This window comes from Pedobacter psychrophilus (genome assembly GCF_001652725.1).
Lineage (GTDB): Bacteria > Bacteroidota > Bacteroidia > Sphingobacteriales > Sphingobacteriaceae > Pseudopedobacter > Pseudopedobacter psychrophilus.
In genome coordinates this window covers 366,000-386,590 of sequence record NZ_LWHJ01000011.1, presented here as the reverse complement: position 1 = coordinate 386,590, position 20,591 = coordinate 366,000, and the positions used below count along the sequence as shown (strand labels likewise).

At 32.7% G+C, this 20,591-nt stretch carries 17 protein-coding genes; 7 read left to right on the top strand and 10 right to left on the bottom strand.

Annotated elements, in window-relative coordinates; all coding sequences use genetic code 11:
• Positions 1 to 58 precede the first annotated feature (58 nt).
• Positions 59 to 964: a WD40 repeat domain-containing protein gene (locus A5893_RS02285; RefSeq protein WP_068820921.1), complete on the bottom strand. Its 906-nt coding sequence runs from the start codon at positions 962 to 964 to the stop codon at positions 59 to 61.
• Between the two features lie 122 nt (positions 965 to 1,086).
• On the opposite strand from A5893_RS02285, the gene A5893_RS02280 reads away from it, so the two are divergent.
• Positions 1,087 to 1,443: a DUF2116 family Zn-ribbon domain-containing protein gene (locus A5893_RS02280; protein WP_068820920.1), complete on the top strand. Its 357-nt coding sequence runs from the start codon at positions 1,087 to 1,089 to the stop codon at positions 1,441 to 1,443.
• A 25-nt stretch (positions 1,444 to 1,468) separates the two neighbouring features.
• A complete protein-coding gene (gene tnpA / locus A5893_RS02275; protein WP_068820918.1) occupies positions 1,469 to 1,930 on the top strand; it encodes an IS200/IS605 family transposase in 462 nt (153 codons plus the stop codon).
• A gap of 788 nt (positions 1,931 to 2,718) precedes the next feature.
• Here the strand turns inward: tnpA and A5893_RS02270 are convergent.
• Together A5893_RS02270 and gltB are read right to left on the bottom strand one after the other, a co-directional pair.
• Positions 2,719 to 4,200, bottom strand: coding sequence for a glutamate synthase subunit beta (locus A5893_RS02270; RefSeq protein WP_068820917.1), 1,482 nt, complete (start codon positions 4,198 to 4,200; stop codon positions 2,719 to 2,721).
• Between the two features lies 1 nt (position 4,201).
• A complete protein-coding gene (gltB, locus tag A5893_RS02265) occupies positions 4,202 to 8,722 on the bottom strand; it encodes a glutamate synthase large subunit (RefSeq protein ID WP_068820916.1) in 4,521 nt (1,506 codons plus the stop codon).
• A 311-nt stretch (positions 8,723 to 9,033) separates the two neighbouring features.
• On the opposite strand from gltB, the gene A5893_RS02260 reads away from it, so the two are divergent.
• From A5893_RS02260 to A5893_RS02250, 3 genes are all read left to right on the top strand, one after another.
• Positions 9,034 to 9,564: a D-glycero-alpha-D-manno-heptose-1,7-bisphosphate 7-phosphatase gene (locus A5893_RS02260; protein WP_232456785.1), complete on the top strand. Its 531-nt coding sequence runs from the start codon at positions 9,034 to 9,036 to the stop codon at positions 9,562 to 9,564.
• A gap of 121 nt (positions 9,565 to 9,685) precedes the next feature.
• On the top strand, positions 9,686 to 10,141 hold the full coding sequence (smpB, locus tag A5893_RS02255) for an SsrA-binding protein SmpB (RefSeq protein ID WP_068820915.1): 456 nt from the start codon (positions 9,686 to 9,688) through the stop codon (positions 10,139 to 10,141).
• 35 nt (positions 10,142 to 10,176) lie between these two features.
• The gene (locus tag A5893_RS02250) at positions 10,177 to 10,776 is read left to right on the top strand and encodes a DUF2652 domain-containing protein (RefSeq protein ID WP_068820914.1); all 600 of its coding nucleotides are present in this window, start codon (positions 10,177 to 10,179) and stop codon (positions 10,774 to 10,776) included.
• A gap of 114 nt (positions 10,777 to 10,890) precedes the next feature.
• Here A5893_RS02250 and A5893_RS02245 read toward each other — a convergent pair whose 3' ends face one another.
• Entirely contained in the window at positions 10,891 to 12,084 is a 1,194-nt protein-coding gene (locus A5893_RS02245) for a Pycsar system effector family protein (protein ID WP_068820913.1), read from the bottom strand.
• 100 nt (positions 12,085 to 12,184) lie between these two features.
• On the opposite strand from A5893_RS02245, the gene A5893_RS02240 reads away from it, so the two are divergent.
• Positions 12,185 to 13,090 (top strand): SdiA-regulated domain-containing protein, encoded by a 906-nt coding sequence (locus A5893_RS02240; protein WP_068820912.1) that lies wholly within the window; start codon positions 12,185 to 12,187, stop codon positions 13,088 to 13,090.
• Entirely contained in the window at positions 13,080 to 16,829 is a 3,750-nt protein-coding gene (locus tag A5893_RS02235; protein WP_068820911.1) for a metallophosphoesterase, read from the top strand. The genes A5893_RS02240 and A5893_RS02235 overlap by 11 nt, the downstream gene beginning before the upstream one ends.
• Positions 16,830 to 16,936: 107 nt before the next feature.
• Here the strand turns inward: A5893_RS02235 and A5893_RS02230 are convergent, their stop codons facing one another.
• The 6 genes from A5893_RS02230 to A5893_RS02205 all read right to left on the bottom strand — a co-directional run bounded on the left by A5893_RS02230 (position 16,937) and on the right by A5893_RS02205 (position 20,418).
• On the bottom strand, positions 16,937 to 17,344 hold the full coding sequence (locus A5893_RS02230; protein WP_068820910.1) for an OsmC family protein: 408 nt from the start codon (positions 17,342 to 17,344) through the stop codon (positions 16,937 to 16,939).
• A gap of 43 nt (positions 17,345 to 17,387) precedes the next feature.
• Positions 17,388 to 18,011 (bottom strand): response regulator, encoded by a 624-nt coding sequence (locus A5893_RS02225; protein WP_068820909.1) that lies wholly within the window; start codon positions 18,009 to 18,011, stop codon positions 17,388 to 17,390.
• A 250-nt stretch (positions 18,012 to 18,261) separates the two neighbouring features.
• A complete protein-coding gene (locus tag A5893_RS02220; protein ID WP_068820908.1) occupies positions 18,262 to 18,714 on the bottom strand; it encodes a hypothetical protein in 453 nt (150 codons plus the stop codon).
• A gap of 19 nt (positions 18,715 to 18,733) precedes the next feature.
• Positions 18,734 to 19,510, bottom strand: a complete 777-nt coding sequence (locus tag A5893_RS02215) for a hypothetical protein (RefSeq protein WP_068820907.1) — start codon at positions 19,508 to 19,510, stop codon at positions 18,734 to 18,736.
• A 31-nt stretch (positions 19,511 to 19,541) separates the two neighbouring features.
• A complete protein-coding gene (locus A5893_RS02210) occupies positions 19,542 to 19,880 on the bottom strand; it encodes a hypothetical protein (protein WP_198342240.1) in 339 nt (112 codons plus the stop codon).
• Between the two features lie 295 nt (positions 19,881 to 20,175).
• Positions 20,176 to 20,418, bottom strand: coding sequence for a hypothetical protein (locus tag A5893_RS02205; protein WP_068820905.1), 243 nt, complete (start codon positions 20,416 to 20,418; stop codon positions 20,176 to 20,178).
• Positions 20,419 to 20,591 lie beyond the last annotated feature (173 nt).

Sequence of the window (20,591 nt, the reverse complement as noted above, 5' to 3'; positions counted from 1 at the left end):
TCCTATACCAAACTACTCAAATAGAAGTTTTCCACCTAACAAACTAACAACCTCACATCTAACCAACTACAGCGTCAAACTCCCAAATCTTCACCATTTTATCATCTCCAACAGAGAAAAGCTCATTTCCATCAGCACTCCAGCAAATATCGTTTACAGATAATAGATGACCTTCTTGAGCTTTATCTATACTTAGTTTTTTATACAAAGAAAAGTCTTCCAATCGCCAAATTTTAATGGATTTATCTCTACTCGCAGTTGCAAAAAAAAATAATTTAGGATGTATGATAATTTGATAAATAGCAAAAAGATGAGCAGCAAAATCATGTTCAGGTTGCCAATTATTTGTATTCCAAACTTTTAAATGCGCATCTCTCCCACCTGTAATTAAAAATTTCCCATCATTAGAAAAAGCAACAGAACCAACTCCACTTTCATGTCCCTTAAATTGAGTGACAAAAGTGTAATCGTCTAAAGCATAAATTCTTATCAATTCATCATTAGAAACCGTCGCCATAAAATTCAAATTTTTATGATAAGCAATAGATCTAATTTTATCATTTCCAGATTGAAACTGGTGGATTATTTTTCTTTCAACGGCATTAATTACTAAAATTAGTCCTGAATCAGTACTGGCTAAAATTTCATTTTTATGTGATATAAATTTTAAATCAAAAACAGCACCTTTTACAGCAACAGTTTCTAATAATTGAGTAGTGGCTAAATCAAAAAACAGGATGTTTCCATCATTACAACCAGCAATCAGCAAATTCAATTCATCTACAATTAACAAAGAATAAACCGTACCTTTTATTTGGTTAAAAACCCTGCTGTGCTGTTGAGTATGTGAATCCCATTCTACAATTCCCTTATCGTTACCTGCAGTATAAAACAAGTTTTTGTTTGGATGAGCAATGACTGAATAGATTGGATTATTATGTCCGGGTAAAGTAGTAACTTTCATTTTTATGATTTCCTTTTTGCCCCACAAAGATAAAATTTGTTCTATAGCAATTGCTGATTGAGAATTTTGTTAAACCTTAAGAATTTGATTATGTTTATTTTATAGAATAAAAAAGATTTAAAATGGATAAGCAATGTCTGGATTGTGGTAACAGTATTAAAGGTAGAGCAGATAAAAAGTTTTGCGACGACCATTGTCGTTCTAATTATAATAATAGAATTAAAGCAACCGAAAATCCGCAGGTAAAGAAAATCAATCAAATTTTGCTCAAAAACTGGAAGATATTAACGGCTTTAAACCCAGAAGGAAAAACAAAACTTACTAAAGCCAAATTGATAAAAGAAGGTTATAATTTTAATTATCAAACGCATAATTATCAAACAAAAAATGGATCTAATTATGTTTTTTGTTATGATCATGGCTTTTTAGCGCTAGAAAACGATTGGTTTTTATTAGTTAGGAATAATGAAGAAGGGTAATTAAAATCTATTTAAAGTTTAACGAATGGCAAATACCTACTCTCAAATTAATATACAATGCGTTTTTGCCGTAAAAGGCAGAGAGAATATACTTAACAAAAATTTTAGAGAGGAATTGTTTAAATACATGTCGGGCATTTTAAAAAATAATAATGCTTTTCCTTTGGCCATTGGTGGTTGGACAGACCATGTTCACGTATTTTTTGAGCTTCCTCCTAACTTAAATATCTCTGATTTAATGAGAGATTTAAAAGCAAATTCTTCTAAATGGATTAATGAAAATAAATTTTTAAAAGGAAAATTCAACTGGCAGGAAGGGTTTGGTGCATTTTCTTATTCTCGTTCTCAACGGCATCAAGTTATCAATTATATTATAAATCAAGAAAAGCATCATAGTAACAAAACTTTTAGAGAAGAATATTTGGAGCTTCTGAAAAATTTTGAAATTGAATTTAAACAAGAATATGTTTTTGAATTTTATGATTGAAAATCTTATTAAACATAAATTGAATGGTTAATAATGTCGCCCCTCGGGGGCTGACGTTATACATTTTATTTTGGCTACCATAATGTCGCCCCTCGGGGGCTAACGTTATACATTTTATTTTGGTTACCATAATATCGCCCTCAGGGGCTACCATAATTCCGCCCCCCTGGGGCTGACGTTATACATTTTATATTGGTTACCACAATATCCCCCCTCGGGGGCTACCATAATTCCGCCCCCCTGGGGCTGACGTTATACATTTTATTTTGGTTACCATAATATCGCCCCTCGGGGGCTGAGCACAAATTCCATCAAAAAACTAAATTTCATATAGAGAATAATGTAACCTCAGCGGGGGTTATATTGATAGCCCAATAAAGATCATTATAGGTAGCCCTAGCTGGGTGATATAAGGTAACCAGCAGGGTTATATTTTGGTACAATAAGAGCATTATTAGGCAACCCAAGCTGGGTGATATTTAGTAGCCCAATAATGGCGATAGACAGCCTATCGGGGGCATTTTGGTATCTAATAAGGAGGATTGATATTTTGGTAGCCCGAGTAAGGTCAATATAAGGTAGCCCCAAAGGGGCGCTATTATGGTAGCCCAAAGGGCGATTTTATGGTAGAAAAATTTTAATTTTTTGGTAGCCCCAGCGGGGCGACATTATAATTTGCGAGTATATTAAATTTAAAGACAATCATTTAACCAACAAATAATAGTCATTCTTAAAACAAAAAAAGCCCCACAAAAAATTGTGAGGCTTCAATTATCTTGAAAAATCAATTAATAAACTTCTTCAAATAAATTGACTGCGTCTTTACTTTCTAAAGAAGAATAGCCACCATTTAAAAACTGATCTACTTTTCTAGCTGCTTCTCTACCTTCAGAAATTGCCCAAACCACTAATGATTGTCCTCTACGCATATCGCCTGCGGCAAATACTTTTTCTTTATTGGTTTTATAATCACCTTCAGTAGCTTTAACGTTTTTACGTCCGTCTAAATCTAAACCTAATTGCTGTACCATTCCTTCGTATTGTGGGTTTAAAAAACCCATTGCTAAGAAAACTCGCTGACAAGGAATTATTCTTTCTGTGCTTTCAATCTCTTTAAACTTAGTTGGGCGACCTAAAAAGTCTGTCTCCCACTCCACATCTACAATTTTTAATTCTTTTAAATTGCCTTCACCATCGCCAATAAATTCTTTGGTATTGATACCCCAAAAACGTTGGCAACCTTCTTCATGAGAGCTGGTAGTTTTCAAAAGCATTGGATATTGTGGCCAAGGCATATTATCGGTGCGTTCTTTGGGCGGTTGAAACATTAACTCAAATTGTGTGATAGATTTTGCTCCCTGACGGTTAGAAGTTCCCACACAATCAGAACCTGTATCTCCACCACCAATTACAACAACATCTTTTCCTGTGGCAGATATTTCCTCATCTGTTACTGCAATATTGCCAACTCGCTTATTTTGCTGCTTTAAAAATTCCATCGCAAAATAAACTCCTTTTAATTCCCTTCCGGGGATGGGCAAATCTCGAGGAACGGTAGAACCACCTGCTAAAACAACAGCATCAAAATTGTTAACCAATTCATTTGCAGATACATCTTTACCAACTTCGATATTATATTTAAACTCGATACCGCTTTCCATCATCAAATTTACTCTACGTTTCACAACGTTTTTATCCAATTTAAAATCAGGAATACCGTAACGTAATAAACCTCCAGCTGCATCATCCCTTTCAAAAATGGTTACTTTATGTCCCACTTTATTCAATTGAACGGCAGCAGCCATTCCTGCAGGACCAGAGCCAACAACGGCAACTTGCTTACCTGATTTTAAAATAGGTTCGTAAGGTTTTACATATCCTTTATCAAAAGCTATTTCAATAATATGTTTTTCAATTTCTTCAATCGCGATTGCTGGTTTATTAATTCCTAAAACACACGATGCTTCGCAAGGTGCAGGGCAAATTCTTCCTGTAAACTCAGGAAAGTTATTTGTTGAGCTTAATATTTTATAAGCTTCCTCCCAATTCTTTTTATAAACGGCATCATTAAACTCTGGAATTACGTTTCCAAGCGGACAGCCATTATGGCAAAAAGGGATGCCGCAATTCATGCATCTTGCAGATTGTTCATTCAGCGTTTCATCAGAATACATTCCAACAAATTCTTTGTAATTCGTTTTTCTTTCTTCTGCAGATACTTTCTTTGGGAGTTCTCTTCCAAACTCCTTAAATCCTGTTGGTTTTCCCATCTTAATAAATTGATTCTAATTGCTGCTTTTGTAACAATACTTTTTTAAACTCTTTAGGAAAAACCTTAATGAATTTTGCTGATTCATCGTTCCAATTTTCAATTAAAAATTTAGCTACTGCACTTTGTGTAAGTTGATGGTGTTTCTTTAAAAGTTTAATAATTAATTCTTCGTCCTTCACATTTAAAGGATCCAAATCAACCATTTCTCGGTTACAATTATCTACAAATTCACCATCAACATCATAAATTAACGCAATTCCGCCACTCATCCCAGCGGCAAAGTTTCTTCCTGTTTTACCGATAATTAATGCTTTACCACCTGTCATATATTCGCAACCATGATCGCCAATACCTTCTACAACTGCGGTTGCTCCAGAATTTCTAACAGCAAAACGTTCTCCTGCTTGTCCTCTGATAAATAATTCTCCAGAAGTTGCACCGTAAAGCACCACATTACCCACAATAATATTTTCTTCTGGTATAAATGTGGCTTCTTTTGAAGGATAGATTGCTATTTGTGCTCCTGATAATCCTTTACCTACATAATCATTCGCTTCACCTTCTAATTCAAAAGAGATTCCTTTTGCAGCAAAAGCACCAAAACTTTGTCCTGCGGAACCAGAAAATTTATAATTAATTGTGTTATCTGGCAATCCAACTGAACCGTATTTTTTAGCGATTTCATTCGATAAAAGTGTTCCCACAGTTCTATCCGTATTTTTTAATTCGAAATTACCAAATACTGGTGTTTTACTTTCTAATGCAGCTTTAGCCGATGCTAATAATTTCCAATCAATGATTTCATCCATTGCGTGGTCTTGAGATTCGCTATTATAAAGCGTCATTCCTTTTGGATAAACCATAGGATGTAAGATGGCAGAGAAATCTAATTTTTTAGCTTTCCAATGGGTAATTCCATCTTTCATTTTCAAGAATTGCACTCTACCCACCATATCATTAATAGTTCTGAAACCAAGCTCAGCCATTATCTCACGTAACTCTTGCGCTAAAAATTGAAACAAGTTTACTACGTGTTCTGGCTTTCCACTGAATAATTTTCTTAATTCAGGATCTTGAGTAGCCACACCTACAGGGCAAGTATTTAAGTGACATTTACGCATCATGATACAACCTCCAGCCACTAAAGCAGCAGTTGCAACACCCCACTCTTCGGCACCTAATAAAGCAGCAATTGCTAAATCTCTTCCAGTTTTTAACTGACCATCAGTTTGTAAAACTACCCTACTTCTTAATTTATTTTTAACCAAGGTTTGATGCGCTTCTGCTAAACCTAGTTCCCAAGGTAAACCAGCGTGTTTTACAGAACTTAATGGTGAAGCTCCGGTACCGCCGTCATAACCAGCGATTAAAATTACATCGGCATGTGCTTTTGCGACTCCGGCTGCAATTGTACCAACACCGGCTTTAGAAACCAATTTAACATTGATTCTTGCGGCTCTATTAGCATTTTTTAAATCAAAAATCAGTTGTGCCAAATCCTCGATGGAATAAATATCGTGATGTGGAGGTGGAGAAATTAAACCTACACCTGGAGTTGCATGACGTGTTTTTGCAATCCAATCATCTACTTTATGGCCAGGAAGCTGTCCACCTTCACCAGGTTTTGCACCTTGAGCCATCTTGATTTGCAACTCATCTGCATTGGTTAAATAGTTAATGGTAACCCCAAATCTAGCGGAAGCAACCTGTTTAATTGCAGAACGCATGGAGTCGCCGTTGGCCATTGTTTCGTAACGCATTTCATCCTCGCCGCCTTCTCCTGTATTACTTTTACCGCCAATTCTATTCATCGCAATAGCTAACGTACTATGCGCTTCATGAGAGATTGAACCGAAAGACATGGCTCCTGTAGCGAATCGCTTCATGATATTTTCTGCCGGCTCTACTTCATCAATAGAAATTGGTTCTCTGTGTTTTGCAAAATCTAGCAATCCACGTAAAGTATACATTTTTTCTTTTTGGTCGTTTACCGCATGAGCATACTTTTTATAGGTCTCATAATCATTCATCTTTGTTGAATGCTGCAATAAATGAACAGTAGTTGGATTAAATAAATGAGCTTCTCCCCTACGTTTCCACTGATAAATACCACCTTCAGAAAGCAAATGTTCTGCATCTCCTTTAAATCCGCTGATGTGTTTAGATAATGCTTCGCGAGCAATCTCGTCTAGGCCTAAACCACCAATTCTACTCACCGCACCGCAGAAATATTGATCAACAACTTCATTATTAATACCTAAAATCTCAAAAACTTGTGATCCATGATAAGATTGTAAAGTAGAGATTCCCATTTTAGAGAAAATCTTTAATAAACCATCGCAAACAGATTTAACGTAGTTTTTATTTAGTTTATATTCTTCTAAATCAGTCTCTAATTTATCATCCGCTTTAAGTGCATGAATGGATGCTAAAGCTAAATAAGGGTTAATTGCTGTTGCGCCAAATGCTAACAAACAAGCAAAATGATGCACTTCCCAAACGTCGCCAGCTTCAACTACTAAACCTACCGCACCACGCAAACTCTTTTTAATCAAGTAATGATGTACTGCAGAAACAGCTAATAAAGAAGGGATTGGAGCATGTTCAGAATCTAATGCTCTATCAGATAAAATCAAAACTTCAAACCCATCGTTTACAGCATCTTCTGCATAACGGCAAAGTCTTTCGATTCCTCTTTGTAAAGAACCTTCTAATCCATCAGCTTTAAAATAAGTCTGTAAAGTTTTGGCATGAAACAAACCAGTATCAATACTTCTTAATTTTTCTAATTCGTTATCTTGTAAAATGGGTTGGTTTAACATTACACAATGGCAATGCATCTTATCCTCATCTAAAATATTTCCGTTATTACCGATAAATGTAGCTAAACTCATTACTAAACGCTCCCGAATTGGATCGATTGGCGGATTGGTAACCTGAGCAAAAAACTGTTTAAAATAACTTGAAATATGTTGCGGACGATCTGACAAAACAGCTAAAGGAACATCAGTTCCCATAGAACCAATTGGCTCTTTACCATCCAAAGCCATCGGTTTAATAATAGTTTCAATATCTTCTCGGCTATAGCCAAAAACTTTTTGATAACGATATACTGATTCTTTTGATAAACCCGTGAAAGAAACCCTTGGTTCAGGCAACTCTTCCATCCTGATTTTATAGTTTTCTAACCAAGTGCCATAAGGTTGGCGACCTGCTATTTGATGTTTAATCTCATCATCGGTGATAATTTTGCCATGTTCTGTATCAATCAAGAACATTTTACCAGGTTGTAAACGACCTTTTCTTAAAACTGTCTTTTCATCCAAAGGCAAAACACCAGCTTCAGAAGCTACAATAACAGTATCTTCGTTGGTAATCACATATCTTAATGGGCGCAATCCATTTCTATCTAATATAGAACCGATTAATTTACCATTAGTAAAAGTTAAAGCTGCTGGTCCATCCCATGGCTCCATTAAAGTAGCGTGGAATTCGTAAAATGCTTTTTTAATTGGGTCCATTGCTTCGTTACCATCCCAAGCTTCTGGCACTAACATCATCATTACATGTGGTAACGATCTGCCAGAATGCATTAATATTTCAACAATATTATCTAAACAAGCAGAATCCGACTGATTATCATCAATAACTGGCAAAATCATATCCATTTCTTCTTGAGTAAAATAAGGAGAAACGTAAGACCTTAAACCTGCATAAAACCAGTTTAAATTACCTGTTAAAGTATTGATCTCACCATTATGAGACATATATCTAAATGGCTGAGCCAATCTCCAGGAAGGAAAAGTATTGGTAGAAAAACGGGAATGAATCATCCCGAAGGCAGAAATAAAACGCTCATCACGTAAATCTGCATAATATTGCCTAACCTGATAAGTGGTTAATTGCCCTTTGTAAACAATTACCCTAGATGATAAAGAAGCGAAATAAAAATCTTGATTAAATTCCTTTAATTCTTCTTTAATAGTTTTAGCAATTAATCTTCTTAAAACATATAATTTACGCTCAAAATCATCATTATCTACAACATGAGCGGGCTTACCAATAAAAACTTGCTTCACAAATGGCTCAACTGCTCTTGAGGTTTCCCCAACAACTTGCGAATTTACAGGCACTTTTCTATAACCTAAAATTGGTATATTTAACCTGCTAGCACATGCTTCAATTATCTTTTTTGATGCTTTTCTAGCATGAGAATCTTGCGGCATAAACATCATCCCTATACCGTAGTTTCCAGGTTCTTTTAAATCAATTGCCTGGCTGGTACATTCATCAAGAAAAAATTCATGAGGAATTTGCATCATAATACCAGCACCATCGCCGCTATCAGGATCACAACCACATGCACCCCTATGCTCCATATTCTCAAGCATGGTAAGTGCATCTACAATTATTTTATGAGATTTTTTACCATTGATATTTGTGATAAATCCAGTACCACAAGCATCATGTTCAAATTTTGAGTCGTATAAACCTTCTTGTGTAAGAATTGGTTGATTCATTAAATTGTTGTTTAGTTTGGTATGAAAAAGCAAAATAGAGAAATTATGATAAATATGGAACTAAACGAGTTTTTTTGACTAAATAATAAAATACGTTATTGATATTTAAAAATCTGATAAATCACGAACCCATTATAACTTTTATTTTTAACAGTTTGATAATAATCAATTCATTTTAAAATTATCCTTTTTAATATTATACACCTAGTTTCAAGGGAAAAACGTCGATTTTTTCTGTGATGGAGTGAAAAATTTTAGATATTAGACCGTTTTTAAAAAGAGTATATTTTCTTTGTTTTAATGAAAATTTGATGAAAGATAATTTTATATCTTCGCAAAAAATGAAATTTATAGACATGCAAAAAGCAGTTTTTTTAGACAGAGATGGCGTAATCAATAAGGAATTAGGCGACTATGTTTGCAAATTTGAAGATTTTGAAATCCTAACTCATAATTATGAGGCTTTAAGAGAGTTACAAAACCGAGGCTACTTGATTTTAGTAGCTACCAACCAAGGCGGTATTGCAAAAGGATGGTATACCGAAGAAACTTTAAAAAAAATGCATGACCATTTAAGCGCTGATTATTTAGCTAATGGAATAAAAATAAGTGGATTTTATTATTGTCCTCACCATCCAGATTTTACTGGAGATTGTAATTGCAGAAAACCTAAACCGGGTATGTTATTAAAAGGAATTAAAGACCACAATTTAGATGCAAAAGCTTCTTATTTTATTGGTGATAAATTTACAGATGTAGAAGCTGCAGTAGCTGCTGGTATTAATGGAATTAAAGTTGAAATTGACCAACCGCTAGGGGAAATTTTGCATTTGATAAAATAATAGAACCTATTTTAATTAATATAATCTTTGTTACTATTTTTCGGTTTACTATTTGCGTATAAAATTCAACATCAATTATGGCTAAAATATAATTTTATCTTTGCGGTAATAATAAACACAAATGGCATCGGATATTAATATCAGAAATAAGAAGGCAAGTTTTGAATATCATTTTTTAGAGACATTTGTTGCTGGAATTAAACTGCTGGGCACAGAAATAAAATCTATTAGAGAAGGAAAAGCAACTATTAGTGATGCATTTTGCACCTTTATAAATGAAGAACTTTATGTAAGGAATCTTCACGTTTCTGAATATTCTCATGGTTCTTTTTACAACCACGAAGCTAAAAGGGATAGAAAATTATTGGTTACCATAAAAGAACTTAAAAAACTTTTGGTTAAAAGCCAGGATAAAGGTTTAACCATAGTTCCATTGAAAATTTTTATTAACGACAGGGGATTTGCAAAAATGGAAATTGCTTTAGCGCAAGGAAAAAAATCTTTTGATAAGAGAGACACTCTAAAAGAACGAGATGTAAAAAGAGAAATGGATAAAGCGATGAAAAACTTTAGTTAATAGCAATAACGTATCTAAATCAAACGCTCAATTTAATGGATAATAAATCAAACGTCCCTGTTTTTTTCCTTATACCAGACCTCACTGGTTTTACTAAATTTATGACTTCTACCGACCCTGATTTTGCTAATAAGGTAATTACGGTGATGTTAAATAAATTGGTAGCTGCAAATATTTTAGAAATGACGGTTGCAGAGATTGAGGGCGACGCCGTATTTTTTTATAGAAAAGGAAGGTTGCCTGCAGTTAATAAAGTAGCCAAACAGTGTAAATTTATATTTGAAGCTTTTAACGATGTTATAACAACATTTAAACAAATTGATCCAGAAAATTACAAAAAGTATTTGTCTAAAAATCAGTTAGGTGTTAAAATTATCATTCATCATGCTTATATTAACATTGCCAAAATAAATGGTAGGATTAAATTATTAGGAGAGGATGTAATTTTGGTTCACAAACTTTTAAAAAACAGCATCAATTTACCTTGTTATATTTTACTTACCGATAGTTACCTGGAAAAATTAAAAAATAAGAAAGCCGCTGCAAATTGGTTCAATTGGGAAAACCTAAAACGTGGTAAAGATAAGTATGAACATTTTGGGGTTACTTACTATTCTTATATCCCTTTGGGATAATCTTGGCAAATTTGAAAATTGCGTTAGGCATTGAAACGGCAGCGTTTTAAAAGCTATTCAGCTTTTAAAAAACTACATTAATAAGCCCTCCGCCAGCTGGTAGACCAAATAGAACTAATAAGAATAAATAGTAATTCCCAAAAAGCCGATAGCGCACAAAATTAAACCTGCCATAAAAATATTGTAGGCCCAACTTAATAGCTTGTATTTCTTTATCAATACTCCACCTAAATGATAAATATCTACGGTCATACTATCATAAAGCTGGTTTTTTTCTTGTTTTAAACCTTTAATATGTTCAACAAACTCTTCTAATTTTAGTTGAGCAAAGTTGCCGAAGAACAAAACGCTACTTTTCTTATTTTGAAGTTCGAATTTTTGCTTTGTGGTGATGTTAGGTTTGGCAGATAGAATAGCAAATGTAACAGAGATTAAACTGCTTACTACCAATAATAACATAGGGATAACAAAACGGACATGCCTAAAACCTTCAGAATCTCCAAAAGTATATCCCGAACCAAAAAGCGTAATGATTACAGAAACAACAATTGTGTTTATACTAATCATAATATTTGCTTTACTATCTGCCATAGAACTTAATTCCATATGGTAGCTATATACCGAACGATAAAGAGTTTCTATACCCCTGCCCTCTTTATCTAATTTTGCATTTGTACTTTGTTCTTTTAACTGTACCTTATACTGGTCACTTTTAATCTTTTCTATGCGCTCCCGTTGTTTTTTTATATTTCTTTCTCTTTTCTCCCCAAACTCGTTAACCGCAGCAGAGGTTTTAAATCTTGTTTTAATTAAAAACTGTAATTGAGATTCGGCCCATTCTAAATCAGTGTAGGTTTTAAAATTTATTTTTTCCCACTCACACCTTAAAAGCTCGGCTCTTTCTTCAAATTTTTTCTTACCAATATTTGTGTAATCAGCATCGTGAAGAATCTCTTCACTTAAAGATTGCAGTTCATTTCCAAACTTTGTACTTAAAATTAAAGTTTCAATTTTTTGAATCTTTTCCTCGGGGATATCTTTACCAAAGTATGCTTTGGCAATTTTCACACTTTCTTCTTCGTGGCTTTTTGGGTTTGTGGTATAACCAGTATCATGAAACCAAGCTGCAAATATCAAGTTTTCTTTTTCTTCGTCATTTAATTTATACGCTTCCGAAAGTTTTTTAACCGTATCTACAGTAGTTTGGGTGTGGGCAAAATTGTGGTAAATATATTCATCCTTTAACTCTTCTTTAAAAAGCTTAAAAACGTATTTGCTAATATTTTCTTCGGTATGGTTTGGGTTCATAATGATTTTTTAAAAAATCCAATTTAAACAAACTTTAAGGATGGTATAAGTTTTGATTAAATCTTTTTCAAAATTATGATTCACAATTTTAAAACCAAAAATGTATAAATTATTCTTTCTGGTTTCTTTCTTGTTTTTAACCGCCTGTATTGATCCTTCAAAAATATTTAATGATGAGGAGAAAAAGGAAGGGATATTTAGCATAGATTATGACGTTATTGAGTTGCCAGAAGATTTAAAAGAAATATCTGGATTTACATTTATAACAGATAGCATAATTGCCGCTATAGAGGATGAAAACGGGTTAATCTATTATTTTGACCTCAATAAAAATAAAATTATAAAAACATACAAATTTGCCGATAAAGGTGATTACGAAGATATAGTTAGGGTTGATAACGATTTATATGTTGTTGAAAGTAAAGGTGATATTTATCAAATTATTGATTTTAATAACAAACCTTTAGTAACTAAATTTAAAACTCCTTTACAAAGCAAGAACAATATTGAGGGTATTAATTACGACTCAAATTCAAACAATATTTTATTATCAGTTAAGGACAAAAATTTTGATAAAGACGATAAAAAAAATGAACAAAAAAACATTTATTCCTTTTCTTTAAAAGATAAAATTTTCCATAAAACACCTGCTTATCAAATTAAATTAAAAAACATACAAAATCATTTTAAGGGCGATAAACTAACAGAAATATCCAAAAGATTTTTGAGAGCTGTTGGAAATGAAAATCAAAACGAGATTTTAAAACCTACTGCAATTACATTTAAACCCGGCACAAAAGATTTATATGTGCTTTCGTCCATCAACAATATTATAATTGTTATGGCTTCTGCCGATAGTATTAAACAAATTATTCCGTTTCACGGAAATGCTTTTAACCAACCAGAGGGAATGGCCTTTAATAGTAAAGGAGAATTATATATCTCTAACGAAGGGGGAAAAAATCCCGGTAACATTATTAAAATAAAAAAATTAGATGCAAAATAAATTTACTAAACTAATCTCACTTTCTGTAGTAGGTCTCCTTTATTGTTCTTGTACAACTTATAAACCTTTTTATGCTAAAAGCGAAAGAGATTGGAAAAAAGCAAACAATCCGGATACACTTTCTTTAGATTATACTGTCTTTTTAATTGGGGATGCAGGTAAACCTGATGTTGATCAACAAGAACCAACTTTAAAATTATTACAATCTCAAATGTATCAGACTGATACAATTATCTCCAAAAACAAAGCAGATACTACATTAAAAATCACCTCGAGTGCTAAAGATGCTGTTATTTTTATGGGAGATAATATTTACGAACATGGAATGCCAGAACCTGGTGCATTTGACCGAGAATTGAAGGAAAAATACATTACCGAACAAATGAAAATTGTAAAGGATTTTAAAGGTAAAAAAATCTTTATTCCTGGTAATCATGATTGGAACAAAAGCCACCCTGGCGGACTTGAAGCAGTTAAGAGAGAAGAAGAATTTATAGAAAATTATTTGGATAGTGCAGATGTGTTTTTACCAAGTAATGGTTGCGCAGGTCCAATAGAAATACAAATGAACAATAATTTGGTAATTATTGCCATAGATAGCGAATGGTGGTTAAGCAGCTTTAGCCGGTCTGACAGGTATGAACAAGGTTGTTCAGTAGAAAACGAGGATCAACTTATTGCTCAGATAAAAGATATTTTAATTAGAAATAAAGGTAAAAATATCGTTTTCACTCAACATCATCCTTTATTTTCTAATGGTAAACACGGAGGTTATTTTACAGGTTTGGATTATTTATTTCCATTAACCTTGGTAAGAGACAATCTTTATATTCCTTTACCTGGTTTAGGATCTTTGTATCCACTATTAAGACAATACGGCTTATCGCGACAAGATATTTCTAATAAGCATTACCAGGATTTAAGGAACAAATTGTTGGCGGCTTTTAATGATGAAAAAAACCTGGTTATCGCATCTGGACATGAACATGCTTTACAGTTAACGCCTTATAAAGATATCCATCAGGTAATTAGTGGTGCGGGAAGTAAAAATAGTGCCCTATTTAAGGGTAATGATGCTTTATTTGGGCATGGGACTAAAGGTTTTGCGAGGTTAAATTATTATGATAACGGGCAATGTTGGATAGAGTTTTGGGAACCAATTAAAGATGGTAGCACCGGTAAATTAATCTATCGTTCTCCATTATATTCATTACCTGCTGGTAAAAAAGAAACACTTGCAGAAAGTAAAGAAAACTATATAGATAGCACAAAATATGTTGCTGTAGGAGATCGTTACAAAGCTTCAAAGTCTAAACAAAAGATTTTTGGGGAGCATTATAGAACTGTTTGGGCAACTCCGGTTACCATTCCTTATTTAGATTTAACAAAATATACTGGTGGCTTAAAACCATTACAATTAGGTGGTGGAAATCAAACTACTTCGTTAAGATTCCAGGGAAATAATAAAATACAATATCAATTTAGAACTGTAGATAAAGATCCCTCTGCATTATTGCCAGAAGGATTTAGACCTACATTTGCAGATGATATTGTGCAAGATCAAATATCATCTGCACATCCTTTTGGCGCACTAGCAATCCCAGGAATGGCGACTGCAATTGGCGTTTTTCATACCAATCCAGAGTTGGTTTATATGCCTTACTCTCGTTTGCTAGGACCTTATTTACAAGAAGTTGGAGGCAGGATTGGGATTATAGAAATAAGACCTGATGAAGATTTATCTGCCTTTAAAGAATTTGGATATACAAAGAATGCTGTGAGTACAGAAACCATGTATGAAAAATTAAAAGAAGATAATGATAACAGCGTAGATCAAAAAAGTTTTTTAACAGCCAGATTATTTGATTTGCTAATTGGAGATTGGGATAGACATGAAGACCAATGGCGTTGGGCAGAGTTTGAAAATAAGGGTAAAGGTTCTGTTTATAAACCAATTCCAAGGGACAGGGATCAAGTATTTACAAAATTTGATGGTTTATTGCCAAAAATTATCACTAAAGCGATACCAGATGTACAAAATTTTGGATATACAATTGAGGACCCTGCAAAACTCTCTATTGCGGCAAGAAATTTAGATAGAAGATTATTGAATGAATTGTCTTACGAAAATTGGATGGCAATAGCTCAAAAAATGCAAAAGCAACTGACGGATAAAGTGATTAAAAATTCGGTATCAAAAATGCCAAAAGAAGCTTATGCTTTAAGCGGAGAAGAAATTGTTGCAAAATTGATCTCTAGAAGAAACCAATTATTAGATGTTGCAAAAAGCTATTATCAGACCTTATCAAAAGAAGTTACCGTTTCTGGCTCTGATAAGCATGAATATCTATCAATTAACAGAGGAAAAGATAGTACACAAGTTAAAATGTACAAAATTAAAAAGGAAGGTGAGATTGATAAAGAGATTTATGATAGAACTTTTAATAATAACGATACACGTGAGTTAAATTTTTACCTTTTGGGCGATAGTGATAGCTTAATTATTAAAGGAAAATCTGATCAACCTATTAAATTAAGAATTGTAGGTGGCGATAAAAAAGATTATTTAGCAGATGAGGCAGAAAACGGTAGAACAATCCTTTTCGATAATATTAAAAACACATTTAAAACAGCAAGTAATACAGAAGTAAGAAAATCTGATAAAGAATGGGTAAACCAATATTTACCAGATAATTTCAATTACGATAAAAGATCACCTTTTCCTACAGCTGATTATATGAACGGGAAAGATGGACCACTTTTAGGCGTTTCATATTCATTAAAGCATTATGGCTTTAGAAAACAGCCATATAGTTATGATCAAAAGTTTTCAGTTGTGCATTCACTCACAACTAAAGCTTTATTCGCAAAATATAATGCTACTTTTTATGATTTATTAGCTCATAAATATGACTTAGTAGTTAAAAGTAATTATGCTGGACCTGCGTATATTTTTAACTTTTATGGCATTGGGAATGATACCCAAAATATTAATGACGATGTTGATTTTTACAGAGTGAGGTCAGAAACTATTAATGTCGCTACCTATTTTCAATATCACATTAGTGATGATATTAAAGTTGGGATTGGGCCTGGCTTTGATTACTTTAGGATTATCTCCTACTCAGATCCAAATTTTTTAGCCGGCCAAACATTCAATTATACCAATCCTGCTAAGTTTTTAAGTTTGAAATCTTACCTGAATTTTAGTTTTTTAGATGATAATAAAATGCCTAAAACAGGATTTAAATGGGAAAATAAAGCAGAGTATTTTGCAGAAATACAGGGAGCAAGCGATAAATATTTACGGTTAAGTACAATTGGTTCTTTTTACGCCACGCCTAATGGTAATTTCCCTTTAACAGTGGCATTAAAGTTAGGTGCAATGACAAATATTGGTGATTATAAATTTTACCAAGCTAATACCATAGGTAATAATAATTATTTAAGAGGTTTTAGAAGTGAACGTTTTTCTGGTAGATCAGCCTATTTTGCAAATACTGAATTACGTTTTCCAATATCATCATTTAGAAATTACGTATTTACAGGAGATTTTGGTGTTTATGGTTTTTATGACATCGCAAAAGTTCAAAACAACTTTGTTGAGAATAGAAATTGGCATCAAGGTTTTGGTCCAGGAATATATCTTAATTTGTTTAACAAATTATTATTGACCACCGGTTATGGCTTTACCAGAGAAAGTAAATTGATTTCTTTTAATTTTGGATTCAGGATCTAAGAATCAAAAGAAAGTAATCGGAATAGCATAAAAAAAAATTAAAATTGAGGGAAAGAATGAATGTTTAAATACTTATCCATTCAAAATTCTTTCCTTCACTTTTTTATCTACCAACCAAATTCAATTTTTTTGTTGATATCTGGATGCAGGCTATAAAAAACAGGGCAAGTTAAACCCGCATTTTCTAATATTTTTTTTTGTTTATCAGAATATACTGACTTATTTGGAAAATTAAAGGTCACATGAATTTCAGAAACCCTTCTTGGTTCTGTAGCCATCACTTTTGTAACTTCTGCGCTTGTGCCATCTATATCAATTTCATGATTGTTAGCGGCAATACCCATAATGGTAAGCATGCAATTTGCTAATGATGTTGCTAATAAATCTGTTGGAGAAAAAGCTTGTCCTTTGCCTTGATTATCAACTGGCGCATCTGTTATAATTTCTTTCCCAGATTGTAAATGAGTTGATGTGGTTCTTAATCCACCGTTATATATTATTTTTGAAGTTGCCATAATTTTATTTTTTCAAATCTAATAATTTATAAGGATGATAAAACTAGATGAATTTATGTTCATAGGCATATTTAATTAAACCTACGGTAGAGCTACTTTGGGTTTTCCTTAGCATATTTTTGCGATGTGTTTCTACAGTACGCTCACTTATAAACAATAAACCTGCAATTTCTCTACTATTCTTTTCTTTAATAATGAGTTTGAGTACTTCAATCTCTCGATCAGTTAAAGTAAATTCTTCTTCTTTTAAACCAAGGCCCTTTATCAAAATATGGTTAACCTCATTGCTCCAAAATTTACCTCCTGCGTTAACAACATTAATAGCTGTTAATATTTCCTGTCGAGCATATTTTTTTAAAATGTAACCATTAATTTCTAGTTTCATTATTTCTTGCACTTTATGAGGCTCATCATGCATGCTCAGGACAATAATTTTAAGATTAGGAGAAATTAAACGAGCTTCTTTAGCCAAATCAGCACCATTCATATCTGGCATAGAATAATCAGTAATTAAAATATCAATGGGTTCTTTTTTTAAATGACTTAAAGCAAAATGCCCATTAGCATAGCATCCTTTAACAGAAAAATCTATTTCTTCTTCTAAAATGCCTCTTAAACCATCTAACAATATAGGATGATCATCGACCAATAATACCTTTATCTCCATAGGTTCAATTATCTAAATATTAAACTTCTTCATCCTATTTATAATGTAAATATGATGTAAGTATAAATAATCAGGATTTATATGGGGTAATATCTTAGTAATTAAATTATTAAGACATACAGCCTAATTCCTATTGATAAAGGTAAAAGATTTGGAGTTTATTTTAATACATAAAAAAATGCCACACTTGGTGGCATAAAAAATTTTGAAAAATGAGTTTGGTTATTAATAATAAGATGTAGTTTTTATTTTACTGTTCTACAAAAATGAGTTCAAATATTTGAGTATCTCCTAAAATATACCACACTTTACTTATATCATTCCTATCAACTCTCCCATCAAAGCAATAATACTGTACATGTGTATCCCCGGGTTGAGTGGAGTATTTTACAGCATAATCTCCAGTTTGCGCACTTGTAGTATAATTTCTTATCAGTTTTCCTGATTTCAATAGGATCATGATTTTATCATCTCTTGAATCAAATGCTTTAGCTGTCTTTTGATTAATAATTGCCGCTTTAAAATAAGTATAGGGTTTTACTCCACTGGTTTCTGTGTATTGTGAAACACTGGGATAAAAACCAAAAACATAGTCTATAGTTTTATCGGGACTCACTACAGATGTGTAATAATAGCTCACTTTTTGGCTGTAAGCGGTAAAAGAAAGTACTAGAAATAAAACTGTTGTATTTAAAATTTTCATGATTTTTAATTTTATGGATTTAAAAACAGAATCCCACAGAAACATCAATTCTACTTGAAGCATCTTTATTTGGGCCACTATTCATTAATTTATTTAACCTTATTCCCCCAAACAATTTTGAGGTAGTATTTAAATCAGCACCAACAGTTAGGAATGCAGGTTTTTGATAATTTGGATCCACAGAATCATTTTTAACCTTTAAAAATGCGATATCGTAATTTATGTAGCCGTCTATCCAAATTTTATTAGTGGGTAAAATACTTACCATTATTGCAGGTCCACCTGCCAGGTAATAACCATAAGGATCATATTTTTGTCGGCCACCTGGCTGCCTATCATAGGTAGAACCATAAATATAATCCCCTAAAGTTATTCCTGGGCTTATTAATAACTTATCTTTTGAAACTACATTCATATATGCCTGAAACCAGCCTAAAAATCCACCGCCATGGGCATGGTCATCATATTTTTGTTTTTCTAAAACGCCATCTTTCACCTTACTGCTGATATTAATCAATGCATATATAAAATCGCCAAGTGTTGGGTTTTCATAGCGGGTTCTTATTTCTCCCTTTTCATATTTATCACTTCTTAAACCAACATTAAAGGTTATTCCGCTATAGTCTTCTGTAAATTCGCTATTAACACTTGTGTATCGCCCGTAAATTTTAAAAATATCATCCTCAAAAGGATTATCCCCTTTTTTATCTTTCAATTTAGAAAAGCTTTGAGCGCTGGTGTCTATTGTACTTATCAATAATAAAATGATAAATAATTGATGTAGTATTTTTTTCATAATCTTATTATTTTGATTAATTTTTTTTTATTTATAGAAAGCCTAAAGTAGGATTACAAGTCATACAGCTTTCGATTGGATTCTTTTTACCCTTTTTCAAACACTCTCGCTTTTCTAACTTATAAACTGCATAATAATTTGGTTTCAGTCTTACCATTGCAGAGTTCACTGCAAATACTTCATTCTTACCTCCATTTAAAGAGGTAAATCCAACTCTAGTATTAATATCCTTTTGACTTTTATTGGTAATTTCAACTTCGTACATACAGGTAGTGCCAAAATGCTTTAGGAGTTTTGTTCTTACTTGTAATAATTGCCCAAAAACTTCGCATTGCTGGGGAGGGCCAAATTTATTTACGCTGTCTGCCATTATGATTGGAAAGACTTGAGCTTGCACTTTTTGATTTATCGTAATAAATAGAAATATTGAAAAAATTGAAATTTTTAGAATTTTAAGATAATTTTTCATTTTGAATTGATTTAAAAATGTGAAACAAAACTTTAAATAACCACCGCTCCTATTATTGAGCGATGGTAAGCTCACAAAAGCTTCCTTCTTCAACCATGAAGCTTTAGTAAGATTGATTTGATTTATTGTAATTCTGATTGAAATGCTTGAATAGATTCATTTGATGATTCTATAAGTAATTCTTTAATAAGGTTATTTAATAAGCAGTTCCTTCAACTCCACCAAAATTGACAATCACTTTTGCAAAAGTCTCAACACCTGCAGCTGTTTGAGATGCTGCCATTTGGATGTACTGAGTTAAATTAAAATCAGCAAGATAAACTTTGTTAGTTTTTTTTAGGGAACCTTTTTCGGAAACTTTAGGCTCTACCTCTTGTGCCATTAAATTTCCTACTGAAATTATAAAGCAAATTGTAAGTAGTTTTTTTAATTTGTTCATGGTTGTTTTTTTTTATAAAACTAATATGAACAATGCCTTATCTACCTCCGTTGAAATACGGGTTTTGTACTAAGTGGAAATACGGATATGAATATTTAAAATATTTAGATATTTTAAAATTATTGATTAATATTAAGCTTTAAAGATAATTTTAGCAAATCAAATTTAACTAA

Coding starts and splice junctions, on each gene's coding strand:
- A5893_RS02215 (WP_068820907.1), bottom strand. CDS start 19,510: ATGAAAAAAATACTACATCAATTATTTATCATTTTATTATTGATAAGT.
- tnpA (WP_068820918.1), top strand. CDS start 1,469: ATGGCAAATACCTACTCTCAAATTAATATACAATGCGTTTTTGCCGTA.
- A5893_RS02210 (WP_198342240.1), bottom strand. CDS start 19,880: ATGGCAGACAGCGTAAATAAATTTGGCCCTCCCCAGCAATGCGAAGTT.
- A5893_RS02220 (WP_068820908.1), bottom strand. CDS start 18,714: ATGAAAATTTTAAATACAACAGTTTTATTTCTAGTACTTTCTTTTACC.
- A5893_RS02280 (WP_068820920.1), top strand. CDS start 1,087: ATGGATAAGCAATGTCTGGATTGTGGTAACAGTATTAAAGGTAGAGCA.
- A5893_RS02240 (WP_068820912.1), top strand. CDS start 12,185: ATGTATAAATTATTCTTTCTGGTTTCTTTCTTGTTTTTAACCGCCTGT.
- smpB (WP_068820915.1), top strand. CDS start 9,686: ATGGCATCGGATATTAATATCAGAAATAAGAAGGCAAGTTTTGAATAT.
- gltB (WP_068820916.1), bottom strand. CDS start 8,722: ATGAATCAACCAATTCTTACACAAGAAGGTTTATACGACTCAAAATTT.
- A5893_RS02270 (WP_068820917.1), bottom strand. CDS start 4,200: ATGGGAAAACCAACAGGATTTAAGGAGTTTGGAAGAGAACTCCCAAAG.
- A5893_RS02225 (WP_068820909.1), bottom strand. CDS start 18,011: ATGGAGATAAAGGTATTATTGGTCGATGATCATCCTATATTGTTAGAT.
- A5893_RS02260 (WP_232456785.1), top strand. CDS start 9,034: ATGAAAGATAATTTTATATCTTCGCAAAAAATGAAATTTATAGACATG.
- A5893_RS02230 (WP_068820910.1), bottom strand. CDS start 17,344: ATGGCAACTTCAAAAATAATATATAACGGTGGATTAAGAACCACATCA.
- A5893_RS02235 (WP_068820911.1), top strand. CDS start 13,080: ATGCAAAATAAATTTACTAAACTAATCTCACTTTCTGTAGTAGGTCTC.
- A5893_RS02285 (WP_068820921.1), bottom strand. CDS start 964: ATGAAAGTTACTACTTTACCCGGACATAATAATCCAATCTATTCAGTC.
- A5893_RS02245 (WP_068820913.1), bottom strand. CDS start 12,084: ATGAACCCAAACCATACCGAAGAAAATATTAGCAAATACGTTTTTAAG.
- A5893_RS02205 (WP_068820905.1), bottom strand. CDS start 20,418: ATGAACAAATTAAAAAAACTACTTACAATTTGCTTTATAATTTCAGTA.
- A5893_RS02250 (WP_068820914.1), top strand. CDS start 10,177: ATGGATAATAAATCAAACGTCCCTGTTTTTTTCCTTATACCAGACCTC.